Raw genomic sequence first — 13,749 nt, 5'->3', positions numbered from 1 at the left:
GGGTGGCGGCTGGCAGCAAGGCCCCCGCCACTGACCTTGTTTATCTGAAATTGTCGGGGTTCATGGCTTTGCCACGTGCCTCGACATTGGTAATCAAATTGCGCCTTACCAATTCGGTCAGGCATTGATCCAGTGTCTGCATGCCGTGCTGCTGGCCGGTCTGGATGGTGGAGTACATCTGCGCGATCTTGTTCTCGCGTATCAGGTTACGGATGGCGGGTATGCCTATCATGATCTCGTGCGCAGCAACCCGGCCGTTGCCGTCCTTGGTCTTGAGCAGGGTCTGTGAAATCACTGCACGCAAGGATTCGGACAGCATGGAGCGGACCATCTCCTTTTCGGCTGCTGGGAACACATCGACGATACGGTCGATGGTCTTGGCGGCGGAGGAGGTGTGCAGGGTGCCGAATACCAGGTGACCGGTTTCGGCGGCGGAGAGGGCCAGCCGGATGGTCTCGAGGTCACGCATTTCACCCACCAGGATGACGTCCGGGTCTTCCCGCAGTGCGGCGCGCAGCGAGTTGGCGAAACTCATGGTGTGCGGGCCGATTTCACGCTGGTTGATCAGGCACTTCTTGGATTCATGCACGAATTCGATCGGGTCTTCCACCGTCAGGATATGACCGTATTCGTTTTCGTTGATGTAGTTGATCATGGCGGCCAGGGTGGTGGACTTGCCCGAACCGGTCGGCCCGGTGACCAGCACGATGCCGCGAGGTGTTTCGGCGATTTCCTTGAATACCTTGGGGGCGTTCAGGTCTTCCAGCGACAGTACCTTGGACGGAATGGTACGGAACACGGCGCCGGCGCCACGGTTCTGCACGAAGGCGTTGACACGGAAGCGGGCAAGGCCGGGAATCTCGAAGGAGAAGTCGCACTCCAGCGTTTCTTCGTAGGTCTTGCGTTGGCCGTCGTTCATGATGTCGTACACCATGTCATGGACGTCCTTGTGTTCCATGGGCGGCAGGTTGATGCGGCGCACATCGCCATGAACGCGAATACAAGGCGGCAGGCCTGCCGACAGGTGCAAGTCCGATGCCTTGTTCTTGACCGAGAAGGCCAGGAGTTCAGAGATTTCCATTTATAATTCCTCGTTCAAAGCCGCAAAGCGATTGGGTTTGCGACATTATTCCGAAAGCATTATGGATGGCTGACCTAGATAAATCCAGACAGGCCGTGCTGGCGCGCATTGCTGTGGCCCTTTCTGCCGCCGGGCGGCAGCCCGATGCCTGCCAGTTGCTGGCGGTCAGCAAGACCTTTCCGGCAGAGGCGGTGCGGCAATGCTATGCCACCGGCCAGCGTGCCTTTGGCGAGAATTATGTGCAGGAACTGCAGGAGAAGGTGGTCGCATTGGCCGACCTGGCCGATATCGAGTGGCATTTCATCGGCCCCTTGCAGAGCAATAAAAGCCGAACCGTGGCTGAGCTGGCGCATTGGGTGCATGGCATAGACAGGCTTAAGATCGCCGAACGCCTGTCGGCCCAGCGACCGGCGAACCTGCCCCTGCTCAATGTCTGCGTGCAGGTGAATGTCTCTGGCGAGGCCAGCAAATCGGGCTGCACCCCGGCTGAGGCGGTGGCCCTGGCGCAGGCGGTAGCGGGCCTGCCCAGGCTGCGCCTGCGTGGCCTGATGTGCCTGCCCGAACCGGGAGCCGTGGATCTGGCGGCACAGTTTGCATTGCTGCGCAGCTTGTCTGACACACTGCGGAGCACAGGGCTGGCGCTGGATACCTTGTCCATGGGCATGTCTGCCGACCTGGAAACCGCCATTGCCCAGGGGTCGACCCTGGTCAGGGTGGGGACTGCCTTGTTTGGCGCCCGCCATACCGTGGCCGCACCGGCCCCTGTGAAGGAATAACGTGACTGCAACCACTACTCCCCAGGTCAGCTTGGCCGATCTCTCACGCTGGCTCAGGGTGGACGAGGGCGATACCCGCGATCGCCTGGAGTTGGCGTCGGCCTGGCAACGGCTGCCAGAAGGCTCCACCGACAGGATGGTGGTCAAGGCCGGGGGCGGCATGGCCGCGCTGATCATAGGCTTGCTGTTGGTGCAGGCTGCCTTGACGGACTCCGGCATCGTGCTGGGCATTGCCTTGGTGGGCCTGGCGCTGGCGGGCTGGATGGCCTGGGTGTTGCGTGCCTTGTTCTGGCGCACGGTGGTGGAGGTGGATGCCGAGCGCGTGCTACTGGCCTACCGTGGCTGGGGCACGCCCAGGCAGGCCAGCCTGCTGCTGGACCAGATCAGCGAGCTGCTCTACCGCATGGATGAAGGCCGCCTGGTTGCGTTGACCCTGGTGCACCAGGGTGGGCAACTGGCCGTACCATTCAGTGGCCAGCGCGAGCTGGACCGGCTGTATTGCAATCTGCTCAAGCATCTGCTGCAGAAACGCCAGCCGGGTATCGGCTTTGGCATGGGGAGTGACAAACAATGAAAATAGCCTTTATCGGTGGCGGCAATATGGCCACGGCCATGATAGGTGGCCTGGTGCAGCAAGGGTTTTCTGCCCAGGCGGTCTATGTGGTGGAGCCTGCCGCCGACAAGCGGGCGCAGTTGCAAGCCGAGTTTGGCGTACAGACGGTAGCGCTGGAAGATGCCCTGCCCGAGTCTGACGTGGTGGTGCTGGCGGTCAAGCCGCAGCAGCTTGCCGAAGTGGCCCGTGCCCGGGCCGCTGAACTGGCAGGCCGGCTGGTGATCAGCATCGCCGCTGGCATACGCATGGCTGATCTGGATCGCTGGCTGGGCGGCGCTGCGCGGCTGGTGAGGGTGATGCCCAATACGCCTGCGCTGGTGCGCGCCGGTATCAGCGGTGCCTGGCTGGGGCCCAAGGCAAGCGAAGCCGACAAGGCGATGGCTGACCGCATTCTGCAGAGCACCGGCCAGGTGGTCTGGGTGGCCGAAGAAGACCAGATTGATGCCGTAACGGCAATCTCCGGGTCAGGCCCGGCCTATGTGTTCTATTTCATGGAATCGCTGACCCAGGCTGGCGAGCAACTGGGCTTGGATGCCGCTACCGCCAGGCAGCTGGCGTATGCGACATTTGATGGTGCCATCAAGCTGGCACTGGGCAGCACGGACGACGCGGCCACGCTGCGCGCGAAGGTGACGTCCAAGGGCGGGACCACGGCCGCAGCGCTGAATCGCATGGCCGAACTGGGCGTGCAGGCAGCGATACAGGCGGGGGCAGCGGCGGCCCAGGCCAGGGCGGTGGAGTTGGCGGACGAACTGGGCCAAGGCTGATGCGGCTGGTGTTTCTGTATGGTCCACCGGCATCGGGCAAGCTGACGGTGGCCACAGAGCTTTGTCGCCTTACTGGCTTCAAGCTGCTGCACAACCACCTGAGCGCTGATCTGGCGCGTGCGCTGTTCGAGTTCATGTCGCCTGCCTATCTGGACTACAACGGTCAGATACGGCTCGACGCCTTGCGCACGGCGGCGGCAGCAGGCATTGCCGGGGTGGTCATGACCTTCGTCTACGATCATGGCGCAGACGAGGATTTCATTGCTCGCCTGATCGCCCAGGTGGAGGAAAGCGGCGGCAAGGTGGATCTGGTAAAACTCGACTGCCCCGACACCGAGCTGCTGCAGAGGGTGGCAGCGCCGGAACGTAGCCGGTTCCATAAACTGACGTCTGCCGCCACACTGGCGGATTGCCTGGTGCAGCGGCGCTGGCGTGAACCCTTGCCACATAGGCACAGTCTGATGCTGGATACCCAGCAACTGACCGTGGCTGAAAGTGCCTTGACCATCATTCACCAGCTTGGGCTGGTGCAAACAAGCAGCCAAGCTGCGGAATAGACCATGTTGAACGACGCTCTGAGCTTCCTCATACGCAATATCGCCAGCTTTTTCATACTGAATCTGCTGCTGCGTTTCTATCTACAGGTAGCACGGGCACCGTTTGGTCATCCGCTGGCACAGTTCACGGTCAAGCTAACCAATTTCATGGTGCTGCCGGCGCGCCGGCTCTTGCCCAGCGTGGGCGGGTACGATACGGCCAGCATGCTGCTGGCCGGCGTCGGGGCCTTGTTGATGCACCTGCTGTTGCTGGCACTGTCGCCGTACCCCTTCAGCCTGTTCTCGCCTGCCGTGGGGCTGGGCCTGGTCATGCTGGCCATGCTGGAGCTGATACGGCTGACCCTATACCTGGTTTTCGGTGCGGTGCTGGTACAGGCCATCCTGAGCTGGGTCAGCCCGTACAACCCCCTGGCACCGGTACTGGAGGCGGTCACCCGGCCCCTGCTCAACCCCATACGCCGGCTGATACCCACGGTGGGCGGCATAGACCTGAGCCCGCTGGTGCTGCTGCTGTTGCTGCAGATGATCTTTATCTTTGCCGTGACACCGGTAGAGCAAAGGCTATGGCAGTTCATGCTGACCGGGCAATGAGCTGGTTGCGCCAGGACGGTAGCGATTGGGTGTTGTCGCTATACCTGCAGCCGGGCGCCAGGAAGACCGAGGTGGCCGGCTTGCATGATGGCGCGCTCAAGCTGCGGTTGAACGCACCACCGGTAGAGGGCAAGGCCAACAAGGCGCTGATCGCCTGGCTGGCCGATTGGTTTGGTGTGCCCAAGCAGGGCGTGGTGCTGGAAAGCGGCGAGCTTTCGCGTCACAAGCGCGTGCGGGTGGTTGGTACCGGCCGTGATCCTGCGGGCTTGCTGCCCTAGGCTCTTGGCACACCTCTGCCGCCATTGCGGGTAGAGATGAAAACCCGTGCCAGCGCCTGCGCTGCCTCGTAACGTTCGTCACCGCACAGATTCGGCCCAATATCGGGTGGATGATAAGGCGTTGACTGAGCGCAGGTATTTCGTCGCCTTGCTTGCCGCCCTTGGTACATATCCCTATCAGGCGCACATTCTTTCAAGCCATGGGCTGGGGGAAGATCATGAGGCGCGTGCGTACTATCCATATTGCTATGGCGATGGCGGGCTTGTTGGTTCAAGGCGTCTGGGCTGCAGAACTGGAACCGCTGACCACGGGCTACCTGGTTGATCAGCGCGGTGTTGTGGTTCGCAGTGGTTTTGGCTTGTGCTGGCATAGCGGCACCGGGCCGAGTCCGGCGCGTGTGGAGTGCGGGGCGTCTGTTGTGGCCGCGCCTGTGGTCAGCCCGCCTCCTGTAATGGCGCCAGTGGCTGCGATTGTGCCGATTCCACCGCCCAGCATACTGGCCGCCAAGGTAACGCTGGACGCCGACGCGCTGTTCGATTTTGACAAGTCAGACCTGCGCCCCGCAGGTATGGCCGCACTGGACGGATTCCTGGCGGAGCTCAAAGACATACGGCCGGAGATCATCATGACGGTGGGGCATACCGACCGTATCGGCTCGGATGACTACAACCAGCGGCTGTCGGAGCGGCGCGTGGCGGCGGTGAAGGATTATCTGGTTAGCAAGGGGATAGGGCAGTACCGCATCAACACGGAAGGCAAGGGCGAATCTGAGCCTGCGACAGTACCTGGCAGCTGCGAAGGTATGACGCGGTCTGACATGATCAGCTGCTTACAGCCGGATCGTCGCGTCCATATCGAGGTCATCGGTACGCGGCTCGCCATGTGAGGTGCGCCCAGAAGCCGTACTTTCGGTGCAGTACGGCTTCGTTTGCGAAAGATTTCTCCTGGCACTGCAGATGTATGCCGCGCCCGGTTTGTCGCGCAGGCGCTTATTTGCTTGGTGGCGCTTGGAAACCGGGGTTGCTGGACGTTCCCTTAATTGAGCAAGCCTGCGGTGCCAGCGCCAAAGTCCCAGTTCCGGCCTATTTCTATCCGATCGTAGCGCTCCTGCATGCCAGCAGGGAAGGGCGCGAATGGCAGGCTCATCTGCACGATACGCCGGGCGGCGTCATCCAGCTTGCTGTCGCCGCTGCTGTGCCTGACCAGGATATCGGCCAGGCTGCCGTCACTATTGACGATGATGGTGAGCTGCACGGGCCGATAGAAACGGTCGGCTGACAGCCTGGGCGCATTGAGAGCGCCTATGCGGTTCAGCTTGATATTCAGGCTCTCGGCGTAGAAGCGTAGTTCCGGCTCGGCCGCCGCTGCCGCTTGCGAGTAGTTGGCGATGCGGCCACGCCCGGAAGACGGTGGTTTCTCGGCGCGCAGATTGCCCTGGCGTGCCTGCTGCAGGGCGCGTTCGGTCAGCGATAGGCCAACCGGCGGTTCGATGGGCAGGGTAATGCCCAGGCCAGACGGGGTGCCGCTGCCATCGCCGCCTTTGTCGGCCTGCCGGCCAGTACCGGTGCCGGTGCCATTCCCTGTCGGACTACGGGTGGCAGCGCTGGCCTGTCGGCGTGCCTGCTCGGCGGCTGCTTCGGCTTGCCGCTGTGCCGCTGCTGCCTGGGCTGCCCTGGCGGCTTCTTCCTGCCTGCGCTGCGCCGCTGCCGCTTCTGCCCGCCGTTGCTCGGCGGCCGCCTGCTGTTCGGCCAGTTGCCGCTGCTGCTCTGCTCTGGCCAGGGCTTCGGCCTTCTGCCGCGCCAAGGCCTCTGCTTTCTGTTGTTCTGCCGCCGCTTGCAGTGCCTGCCTGGTCTGTTCGGCCTTGGCTGCCTCTTCTGCCTGCTTGCGGGCGAGCTGCTCCGCCGTAAGCCGGATCTGTGCCTGGCGGGCCTGCTCTTCAACGCGCAGCTTCTCGGCCACCGCCTGCTGTGCCTGTCTGGCCTGGGCCGCCGCTTCTGCCTGCTGCTGTGCGGCAGCTTCGGCCAGCTGCCTGGCTTGGGCATCGGCCTTTTGTCGCTCGGCAGCCTGCTGCTCGGCGATTTTGCGTGCCTGCTCAGCCTTGGTTTGTTCTTCCGCACGCTTCGCGGCGGCCTCGGCGGCCTCGGCGGCCAGGCGGGTTTGCTCGGCCTGCTTGGCAGCCTCTGCTGCGGCCTCCGCTGCGGCGTTCTCCGCCGCTTGCCGCGCGATTTCTGCCTGTGCCAGGGCTGCCGTGTCGGCGCGGGTCGCAGGGGCTGGCTCTGGGGGCGTGTCGGTAACCGGCGTGTTGTTCATCAGCTCCGGCGCGCCCAGTTCAGGTTGTGGTGCAGCGGGCGTCAGTTCGTCTTCCGGCACCATGATGGTGGATTTGCCTGGGGCAGCCTCGGCCAGGGTATTGGGCACGGCCTCCGGCGTTTCGGCACCGGTGGCGGTGCGCCAGCTACCCTGGTCGGCGGTCATCACGGGTTTGCGCACCCGGTTGCTGCCGGCCTTGCGCTCTACGGTGGCGTCAGATGGGGTTTTGTCGGGCCGAGTGGCCTCATCGGGTGCGCGCAGTACGGTGATGTTGAAACTAGCCGCTGCGTTCAGCCCCTCGGGTGCCTCTGCCGCAATACCGGTGCTGGCCGCGGCCGTTGGAGGCAGCGGAATGGACAGGGGTTCTGGTGCAAGGACAGAGTCATCGAGCGTGACGCTCAGCGGCTCCAGCGGGAGCGGGCCAGGCTGGCTGTTCTCGCCTGGCAGGCCAAAGCGCAGGGCCAGTATCAGGCAGTGCACCAGCACGCTCGCCAGCACGGCCCAATCTATTGGTTCTACGAATTTGCGGCGGTGAGGGGTGTCTGCCATGGGTGGTTTCTGGAAAGGCGATAGCTGGCCGGCGGCAACCACGGTGACTCAGCTGCAGATCCTGGGCTCAACCTCAACTATGCGATGCCACGGCGCTGCCGTCCATCGCTGTGGCGATACTGTCGCCTTCGCACCGCTGAAGATTGGGCGCAGGCCGGTATGGCCTTGCCGCATGGCGGCCGGTTCAGCCAAGGTGTACGGCCGGTGGTAGGATGCGCACCCCATGCGTATTCAAGACTTCCACCAATCGCTTGCCGATCTTGGCGCCAAGCCCTGCCATATAGGCCGGATAAGCCGCGCCTGGCTGGCCGGCAAACCCCTGGATACCGGTACTAAGTACCGCAAGACCGAGGACTACCTGCCATTGGCGGTACGCGAAGGCTTGCCGGCACTGGCCGAGCAGATAGAAGGGCTGGTCAGCCTGACCTCCGAGCATCCGGCGGCCGATGGCTCGGCACGCTTGCTGGTGGCCCTGGCCGACGGCCAGATGGTAGAAAGCGTGCTGCTGCCCCGTGATGGACTGTGCGTTTCAACCCAGGTTGGCTGTGCCGTTGGCTGCGTGTTCTGCATGACCGGCAAAAGCGGCTTGCTGCGCCAGGTCGGCAGTGCCGAGATCGTGGCTCAGGTAGCGCTGGCGCGCCGCTTCCGCCCGGTCAAGAAGGTGGTTTTCATGGGCATGGGCGAGCCCGCCCATAACCTCGACAATGTGCTCGAGGCCATAGATCTGCTGGGGCTGGAGGGTAATATCGGCCACAAAAACCTGGTTTTCTCGACAGTGGGCGATATGCGGGTGTTCGAACGGCTGCCGCAGCAGCGGGTCAAGCCTGCTTTGGCGCTGTCACTGCATACCAGCCGCGCCGATCTGCGCCAGCAACTGCTGCCCCGCGCACCCAGGATAGATCCTGAGGAGCTGATGGAGCTGGGCGAGGCTTATGCGCGCCGTGTGGGCTACCCCATCCAGTACCAATGGACGCTGCTGAAGGGCATCAACGACAGCCAGGAAGAAATGGACGCCATCCTGCGCTTGTTCAAGGGCAAGTTCGCAGTGCTTAACCTGATCCCCTACAACAGCCTGGAGGGCGATGCCTTCCAGCGGCCGGACGCTGCGCATATCCAGTACATGACCCGCTATCTACATGACCGTGGCGTGCTGACCAAGGTGCGTAATTCGGCAGGCCAGGATATCGACGGTGGTTGCGGCCAGTTGCGCGCCCGTGCAACACAACAGGTGGATACCAGCCGCTTGCGGCGTGCTGTCGGCCGCGTCCCTGCCAACAAGGTAACAACATGAGCAATCCCTATCAGCCTTCCAGCGTGATTCCCGAGCCAGTTGAAACCGGACTGGAGTACGTGGGCTTTGGCGCCCGCCTGCTGGCCTCGGTGATCGATACCCTGCTGACCATGTGCGTCACCGTGCCCATCATGCTGCTGTATATGGGCGATGCCTATTGGGATGACCAGCGCTACTTCAATGGCGGCGTGGGCTTTCTGGTCGAGTGGCTGTTGCCCGCGGTGGCGGTGATCGCCTTCTGGCTGGCGCGGCAAGCCACGCCGGGCAAGATGGCGATAGGCGCCAAAGTGGTGGATGCCACCACCGGCTTGCCACTGAAGCCTGGTCAGGCCATCCTGCGCTACCTGGGCTATTACGTTTCCACCATCCCCCTGTTCCTGGGGCTGCTCTGGGTGGCGTTCGATGCCCGCAAGCAAGGCTGGCATGACAAGATCGCCAACACGGTGGTGATACGCGGCAAGTGGCCGGCGAAGCCTTAGCATCGGCTGCGCACCGCCGATGGGGCGATAGCGCCTTGGCCACCGTTACCAACCAGCACAGTATCCGTCGGAGGCCGGCTTAGCGCTGCCCACCCAGCCCTTGCCGTACCCGTACGGTGAGATGCGCGCGCCTAGGCAGGACCGCTACGCTGGGTTTTGTTGGCGGCGCTTAAGTTAGCGTTAAGTTTTGCCCGGCAGCATGTCACTCATCCTAACGGAGAGAGTGTGATGCAGCCCTTGAAGAAACTTGCCTACTCCAGCCAGAGAACGCTTGCCTGCGGTCTTGAGACGGCTGATGCAGAAGACATCCTGCCCTTTGTCTATGCCCGTTTCCGCGCGGTGCACGATGCGCGGGTCATACGACTGCTGCCCAATCAGTTCACCTTGCGCGGTGCCGAAGGCCGGTTGCTGGCGGTGGCTGGCTTTCAAACCGCCCATGGCAATGCCCTGTTTCTCGAGCATTACCTGGATGAACCGGTACACAAAGCCGTGGCCAGGCAGTTGCTTCGGCCTGTATCGCGTGCCGACATCGTCGAGCTGGGCAATCTTGCAGCGGTCGGTGGCCATACCCCTACCTTGATACTGGCGATGATGCGCTACCTGGCGGCCAGCTCTAGCCGCTATGTGGTGTTTACGCTGACGGCACAGGTGCGCGCCACCTTCCGCCGCATGGGTCTGCCCTTGATAGCGTTGACCGAGGCCAGCCCGGACAGGGTGCCCCAGCCCGAGACCTGGGGTGCGTATTACGACAAGCAGCCCCTGGTGATGGTGGGGGATATCGCCGCTGGATTGGCAGCGCTGGATGCCAACCCGGCACTGGCGCAGGCATTGGCAGCCCAACCTACGTTGGAGGGGCTGCCATGCAACTTGTCCTGAACGCCCTGGCGCAGCATGCCTGCTTGCAGCCGGACGCCACGGCCCTGCTGACCCCAGCGGCGCACATCAGCTACGCGGAGCTTGAACACAGGGTGAGCCGCTTGGCTAACCATCTGCAAGCGGAGGCTATGCCGGGGCCGGTGGCGTGGCTGGCTGACAACGATGCGGACTGGGTGGTGCTGGACCTCGCCTTGGCCAGGGCCAATATTGCCGGCGTGCCCTTGCCGCCTTTCTTTAGCGAAGCCCAGCGCCAACATGTGCTGGCTGATAGTGGTGCTGCCTGCCTGGTCACCCCGGCTGCGGGCGGCATGTCGTTGCCGGGCACCGGGCTGAGCCTGCAACGCCTGCCTGCCAACACCAGGGCCGCGGCCTTGCCCAGCGGTACGGTCAAGCTCACTTACACCTCGGGTACGACGGGGGCGCCCAAGGGCGTCTGCCTGTCAGGTGCGCAGCTGGACGCGACGGTGAGCGCCCTGCATGAGGTAGTTGGGCCGCTGGCCGTGACCCAGCACCTGTGCGTGATGCCCCTGGCGGTACTACTGGAGAATCTGGCCGGACTGTACCTGCCCTTGCTGCGGGGTGTGCCTGTGGAGCTGCTGCCGCTGGCCGACCTTGGCATGGCGGTTTTTCCGCCTGATGTGCCGCGCTTTATCGCCGCCTTGCAGGCATCACAGGCGGATAGCGTCATCCTCTTGCCTAGTACGCTGCAATGGCTGGTGGCGGCGACCCAGGCCGGGCAGTTGTCCAAACCTTGGCGGTTTCTGGCCGTCGGCGGCGGTCGTAGCGGCAGTCGCACCTTGGCACAGGCCGCAGCACTGGCACTGCCGGTGTTCGAGGGTTATGGCCTGTCAGAGGCTGGCTCTGTGGTGGCACTCAACAGGCCGGGTGCCCATAGACCTGGGACGGTAGGCCGGCCATTGCCCCATGTAGTGGTTCAGCTCGCTGCGGATGGCGAAGTACTGGTGGGTGGTAACACCATGCTGGGCTACCTGGGCCAGGGCCCCGCACCAGCACTCATTGCCACAGGCGACCTGGGTGAAATCGATGCCGATGGCTTTTTAACCCTGCTGGGCCGCAAGAAAAACACCATCGTGACGGGCATGGGCCGCAATGTCTCACCGGAGTGGCTGGAGGCCGAGTTCGTGGCCGTGCCTGGCATACGGCAGGCCCTGGTCTATGGCGACGAGGCACAGGGGCTGCACGGGATGTTCTATAGCACCGAGCCCATGGCTGCCAACCAGGCGCTGGCGCAATGCAATGCGCAGTTGCCCAGCTATGCCCGGCTCGATGGCTGGACGCTGCTGACTACCCCCTTGAGCCCCGCGCAGGGCGAGATCACCCCCAATGGACGGCTTTGCCGTGACCGTATTCTGGCCAATCGGCTGCCTGCCTTGTATGGAGAGACACCATGACATTCTTTCAACGACTGCAATCTGAAACCACGGCCGAGCGCAGCTATCTGCTGGCTGCGCCGGCCATACTGGACTGCCAGCGGGCGGTAGTCCCGCGCGAGCGCTATGTTGCCTTCCTGACCGAGGCCTATCACCACGTCAAGCATACCGTGCCCTTGCTGATGGCCGTGGGCAGCCGATTGCGTGCCGATCAGCGCTGGCTGTTCGATGCCGTGGTGGAATACATCGATGAGGAGCAGGGCCATGATGAATGGATATTGAGCGATATCGCCGCCTGTGGCGCCGACGCCGATGCGGTCAGGCATGGGGCGCCGCACCGGTGTACCGAGCTGATGGTGAGCTACGCCTGGGATAGCGTCTGCCGGCTTAATCCGGTCAGCTTCTTCGGCATGGTCTATGTGCTGGAGGGCACCAGCGTGAACCTGGCCACGCCCATGGCGGACATCATCCAGCAAACCCTGGGATTACCACCCCAGGCCATGACTTACCTGACCTCGCATGGCGCGCTGGACCAATCGCATATCGGTTTCTTCGAGAAACTCATGCTGCAGCTGGAAGCGCCGGCAGATCAGGCCGCCGTGCTGCATATGGCGCGGCGCATGTTTGTGCTGTATGGCGATGTGTTCCGTGCGCTGACCGAACAGCAGACCACACAGGTGCAGCCATCAGCCGGAGTACTGACATGAAGATCGCCGTGGTGACGGGGGCCAGCGGCGGTATCGGCGCCGCGATTGCCACCGCGCTGGTTGAGGCGGGCTGGGTGGTGTGGCTGGTGGCGAGGGATGCAGCAAGGCTGGAGGCGCTGGCACGCAAGCTGGGGCCCCAAGCCCGCAGCTTGCCGCTGGACCTGACCGATGCAGACAGCCCCGCCTTGCTGGCCGATGCCCTGCGCGCCCAGCCCTTGCCCTTGGGGCTGCTGGTGAACGCGGCGGGCGCACAGCACTTCGGCTTGTTCGCAGAGCAACCGCCGGCGCAGCTGGACGCCATGCTGGCGCTGAATCTGGCTGCGCCCATCAAGCTGATCCAAGCCTTGTGGGCTGGTTTTTGCCCCGATGCCATGGTGGTGAATGTGGGCTCGGTATTCGGCAGCATCGGGTTTCCCGGCTATGCCGGCTACTGTGCCAGCAAGGGCGGCCTGCGGGTGTTTACCGAAGCACTGGCGCGCGAAAGCGGTGGCACCGGCCCCCGGTTTGTGCACCTGGCTCCGCGGGCCGTGAACACCCCTCTCAATAGCCCCAGGGTACAGGCACTCAATGCCGCCCTGCATACCCAGGTGGATGAACCCGAGGTCGTCGCGGCGGCGCTGATGGAGCTATTGCGGCGCAAGCGGGTGCGCGAGGCTGTCATCGGCTGGCCAGAGAAGTTGTTCTTCCGCCTCAATCAGTTGCTGCCTGGCGCGGTCGACAGTGCCATTGCCAAGCAACTACCGCTAATTCGCAAGTTTGCCCAAGGAGATTTTTCATGAAGACGCTGTTTGTCGTGTTTGCCAGCATGCTGCTGTCTGCCTACACCTATGCTGCCGATCTCGCCACGCTGCAGACCCGCTGGGCAGAAGCGCAGTACAGCCTGAGTGGCGAGGCGCAGGAGCAGGCCTTTGCCAGACTGGTGCAAGAGACCGAGACCGTGGGTACTCAGGATCTCCCCATGCTGACCTGGAAAGGCATCATCAACTCCAGCTATGCAGGGGCCAAGGGGGGATTGGGGGCATTGAAGTATGCCAAGGAGGCCAAGGCGGCATTCGAAGCAGTGATTGCCCGTGACCCTGCCACGCTCAATGGCTCGGCACTAACCTCGCTGGGTGTGCTGTACTACAAGGTGCCCGGCTGGCCCATCGCCTTCGGCGATGACCAGAAAGCGCTGGCGCTGCTGAAACGCGGCCTGGCTGCCAACCCCGACGGGATAGACAGCAATTACTTCTACGCCGAGTACCTGCTGGAGCAGGGGGACAAAGCGGGTGCCAGGCAATATCTGACCAAGGCACGCATGGCTGTACCCCGACCCGGCCGCGAAAGTGCCGACCGAGGCCGGCAGGGCGAGATCGCCAGTTTGTTGAGCAAGCTCGGGGGGTAGCAAGGCGATCTTGTCGATAGTTGCAGGTCAGATGGAGCGTGACGGATTTCTGATACCCCTGCCGGGTTTTCAGGCATATAGTGACGGAGGTCGGCGTG

General features: G+C 63.2%; 16 protein-coding genes. 14 read left to right on the top strand and 2 right to left on the bottom strand.

What is annotated here, in order from left to right; all coding sequences use genetic code 11:
- Positions 1–40: 40 nt before the first annotated feature.
- A complete protein-coding gene (locus QWZ03_RS00470) occupies positions 41–1,081 on the bottom strand; it encodes a type IV pilus twitching motility protein PilT (RefSeq protein ID WP_290330930.1) in 1,041 nt (346 codons plus the stop codon).
- 65 nt (positions 1,082–1,146) lie between these two features.
- On the opposite strand from QWZ03_RS00470, the gene QWZ03_RS00465 reads away from it, so the two are divergent.
- From QWZ03_RS00465 to QWZ03_RS00435, 7 genes are all read left to right on the top strand, one after another.
- The gene (locus QWZ03_RS00465; RefSeq protein WP_290330929.1) at positions 1,147–1,857 is read left to right on the top strand and encodes a YggS family pyridoxal phosphate-dependent enzyme; all 711 of its coding nucleotides are present in this window, start codon (positions 1,147–1,149) and stop codon (positions 1,855–1,857) included.
- Position 1,858: 1 nt separating this feature from the next.
- Positions 1,859–2,431 carry a hypothetical protein gene (locus QWZ03_RS00460; protein WP_290330928.1) on the top strand — a complete coding sequence of 191 codons (573 nt, stop codon included), beginning with the start codon at positions 1,859–1,861 and terminating at the stop codon, positions 2,429–2,431.
- Positions 2,428–3,237 carry a pyrroline-5-carboxylate reductase gene (gene proC / locus QWZ03_RS00455; protein ID WP_290330927.1) on the top strand — a complete coding sequence of 270 codons (810 nt, stop codon included), beginning with the start codon at positions 2,428–2,430 and terminating at the stop codon, positions 3,235–3,237. Before QWZ03_RS00460 ends, proC begins: the two co-directional genes overlap by 4 nt.
- On the top strand, positions 3,237–3,794 hold the full coding sequence (locus QWZ03_RS00450) for an AAA family ATPase (protein WP_290330926.1): 558 nt from the start codon (positions 3,237–3,239) through the stop codon (positions 3,792–3,794). The genes proC and QWZ03_RS00450 overlap by 1 nt, the downstream gene beginning before the upstream one ends.
- 3 nt (positions 3,795–3,797) lie before the next feature.
- Positions 3,798–4,385 carry a YggT family protein gene (locus tag QWZ03_RS00445; protein WP_284197733.1) on the top strand — a complete coding sequence of 196 codons (588 nt, stop codon included), beginning with the start codon at positions 3,798–3,800 and terminating at the stop codon, positions 4,383–4,385.
- A complete protein-coding gene (locus tag QWZ03_RS00440; protein ID WP_284197732.1) occupies positions 4,382–4,663 on the top strand; it encodes a DUF167 domain-containing protein in 282 nt (93 codons plus the stop codon). The genes QWZ03_RS00445 and QWZ03_RS00440 overlap by 4 nt, the downstream gene beginning before the upstream one ends.
- Before the next feature lie 218 nt (positions 4,664–4,881).
- Positions 4,882–5,550 carry an OmpA family protein gene (locus QWZ03_RS00435; protein ID WP_290330925.1) on the top strand — a complete coding sequence of 223 codons (669 nt, stop codon included), beginning with the start codon at positions 4,882–4,884 and terminating at the stop codon, positions 5,548–5,550.
- A gap of 149 nt (positions 5,551–5,699) precedes the next feature.
- Here QWZ03_RS00435 and QWZ03_RS00430 read toward each other — a convergent pair whose 3' ends face one another.
- Entirely contained in the window at positions 5,700–7,523 is a 1,824-nt protein-coding gene (locus QWZ03_RS00430; protein WP_290330924.1) for a TonB family protein, read from the bottom strand.
- Between the two features lie 223 nt (positions 7,524–7,746).
- On the opposite strand from QWZ03_RS00430, the gene QWZ03_RS00425 reads away from it, so the two are divergent.
- The 7 genes from QWZ03_RS00425 (at position 7,747) to QWZ03_RS00395 (ending at position 13,651) form a co-directional block, all read left to right on the top strand.
- The gene (locus QWZ03_RS00425) at positions 7,747–8,814 is read left to right on the top strand and encodes an RNA methyltransferase (RefSeq protein WP_284197729.1); all 1,068 of its coding nucleotides are present in this window, start codon (positions 7,747–7,749) and stop codon (positions 8,812–8,814) included.
- Positions 8,811–9,293: an RDD family protein gene (locus tag QWZ03_RS00420; protein WP_290330923.1), complete on the top strand. Its 483-nt coding sequence runs from the start codon at positions 8,811–8,813 to the stop codon at positions 9,291–9,293. The genes QWZ03_RS00425 and QWZ03_RS00420 overlap by 4 nt, the downstream gene beginning before the upstream one ends.
- Before the next feature lie 228 nt (positions 9,294–9,521).
- A complete protein-coding gene (locus tag QWZ03_RS00415; protein ID WP_290330922.1) occupies positions 9,522–10,169 on the top strand; it encodes a thermostable hemolysin in 648 nt (215 codons plus the stop codon).
- Positions 10,154–11,581, top strand: a complete 1,428-nt coding sequence (locus tag QWZ03_RS00410; RefSeq protein WP_290330921.1) for an AMP-binding protein — start codon at positions 10,154–10,156, stop codon at positions 11,579–11,581. The genes QWZ03_RS00415 and QWZ03_RS00410 overlap by 16 nt, the downstream gene beginning before the upstream one ends.
- Positions 11,578–12,267, top strand: a complete 690-nt coding sequence (locus QWZ03_RS00405; RefSeq protein ID WP_290330920.1) for an iron-containing redox enzyme family protein — start codon at positions 11,578–11,580, stop codon at positions 12,265–12,267. Before QWZ03_RS00410 ends, QWZ03_RS00405 begins: the two co-directional genes overlap by 4 nt.
- A complete protein-coding gene (locus tag QWZ03_RS00400) occupies positions 12,264–13,046 on the top strand; it encodes an SDR family oxidoreductase (RefSeq protein WP_290330919.1) in 783 nt (260 codons plus the stop codon). Before QWZ03_RS00405 ends, QWZ03_RS00400 begins: the two co-directional genes overlap by 4 nt.
- Positions 13,043–13,651, top strand: a complete 609-nt coding sequence (locus QWZ03_RS00395; protein WP_290330918.1) for a tetratricopeptide repeat protein — start codon at positions 13,043–13,045, stop codon at positions 13,649–13,651. Before QWZ03_RS00400 ends, QWZ03_RS00395 begins: the two co-directional genes overlap by 4 nt.
- Positions 13,652–13,749: the final 98 nt, after the last annotated feature.

This window comes from Chitinimonas viridis (assembly GCF_030409555.1).
Taxonomy (GTDB): Bacteria; Pseudomonadota; Gammaproteobacteria; order Burkholderiales; family Chitinimonadaceae; genus Chitinimonas; species Chitinimonas viridis.
The sequence above is the reverse complement of the archived record's forward strand: the minus strand, read 5'-3'. Positions and strand labels throughout refer to the sequence as shown.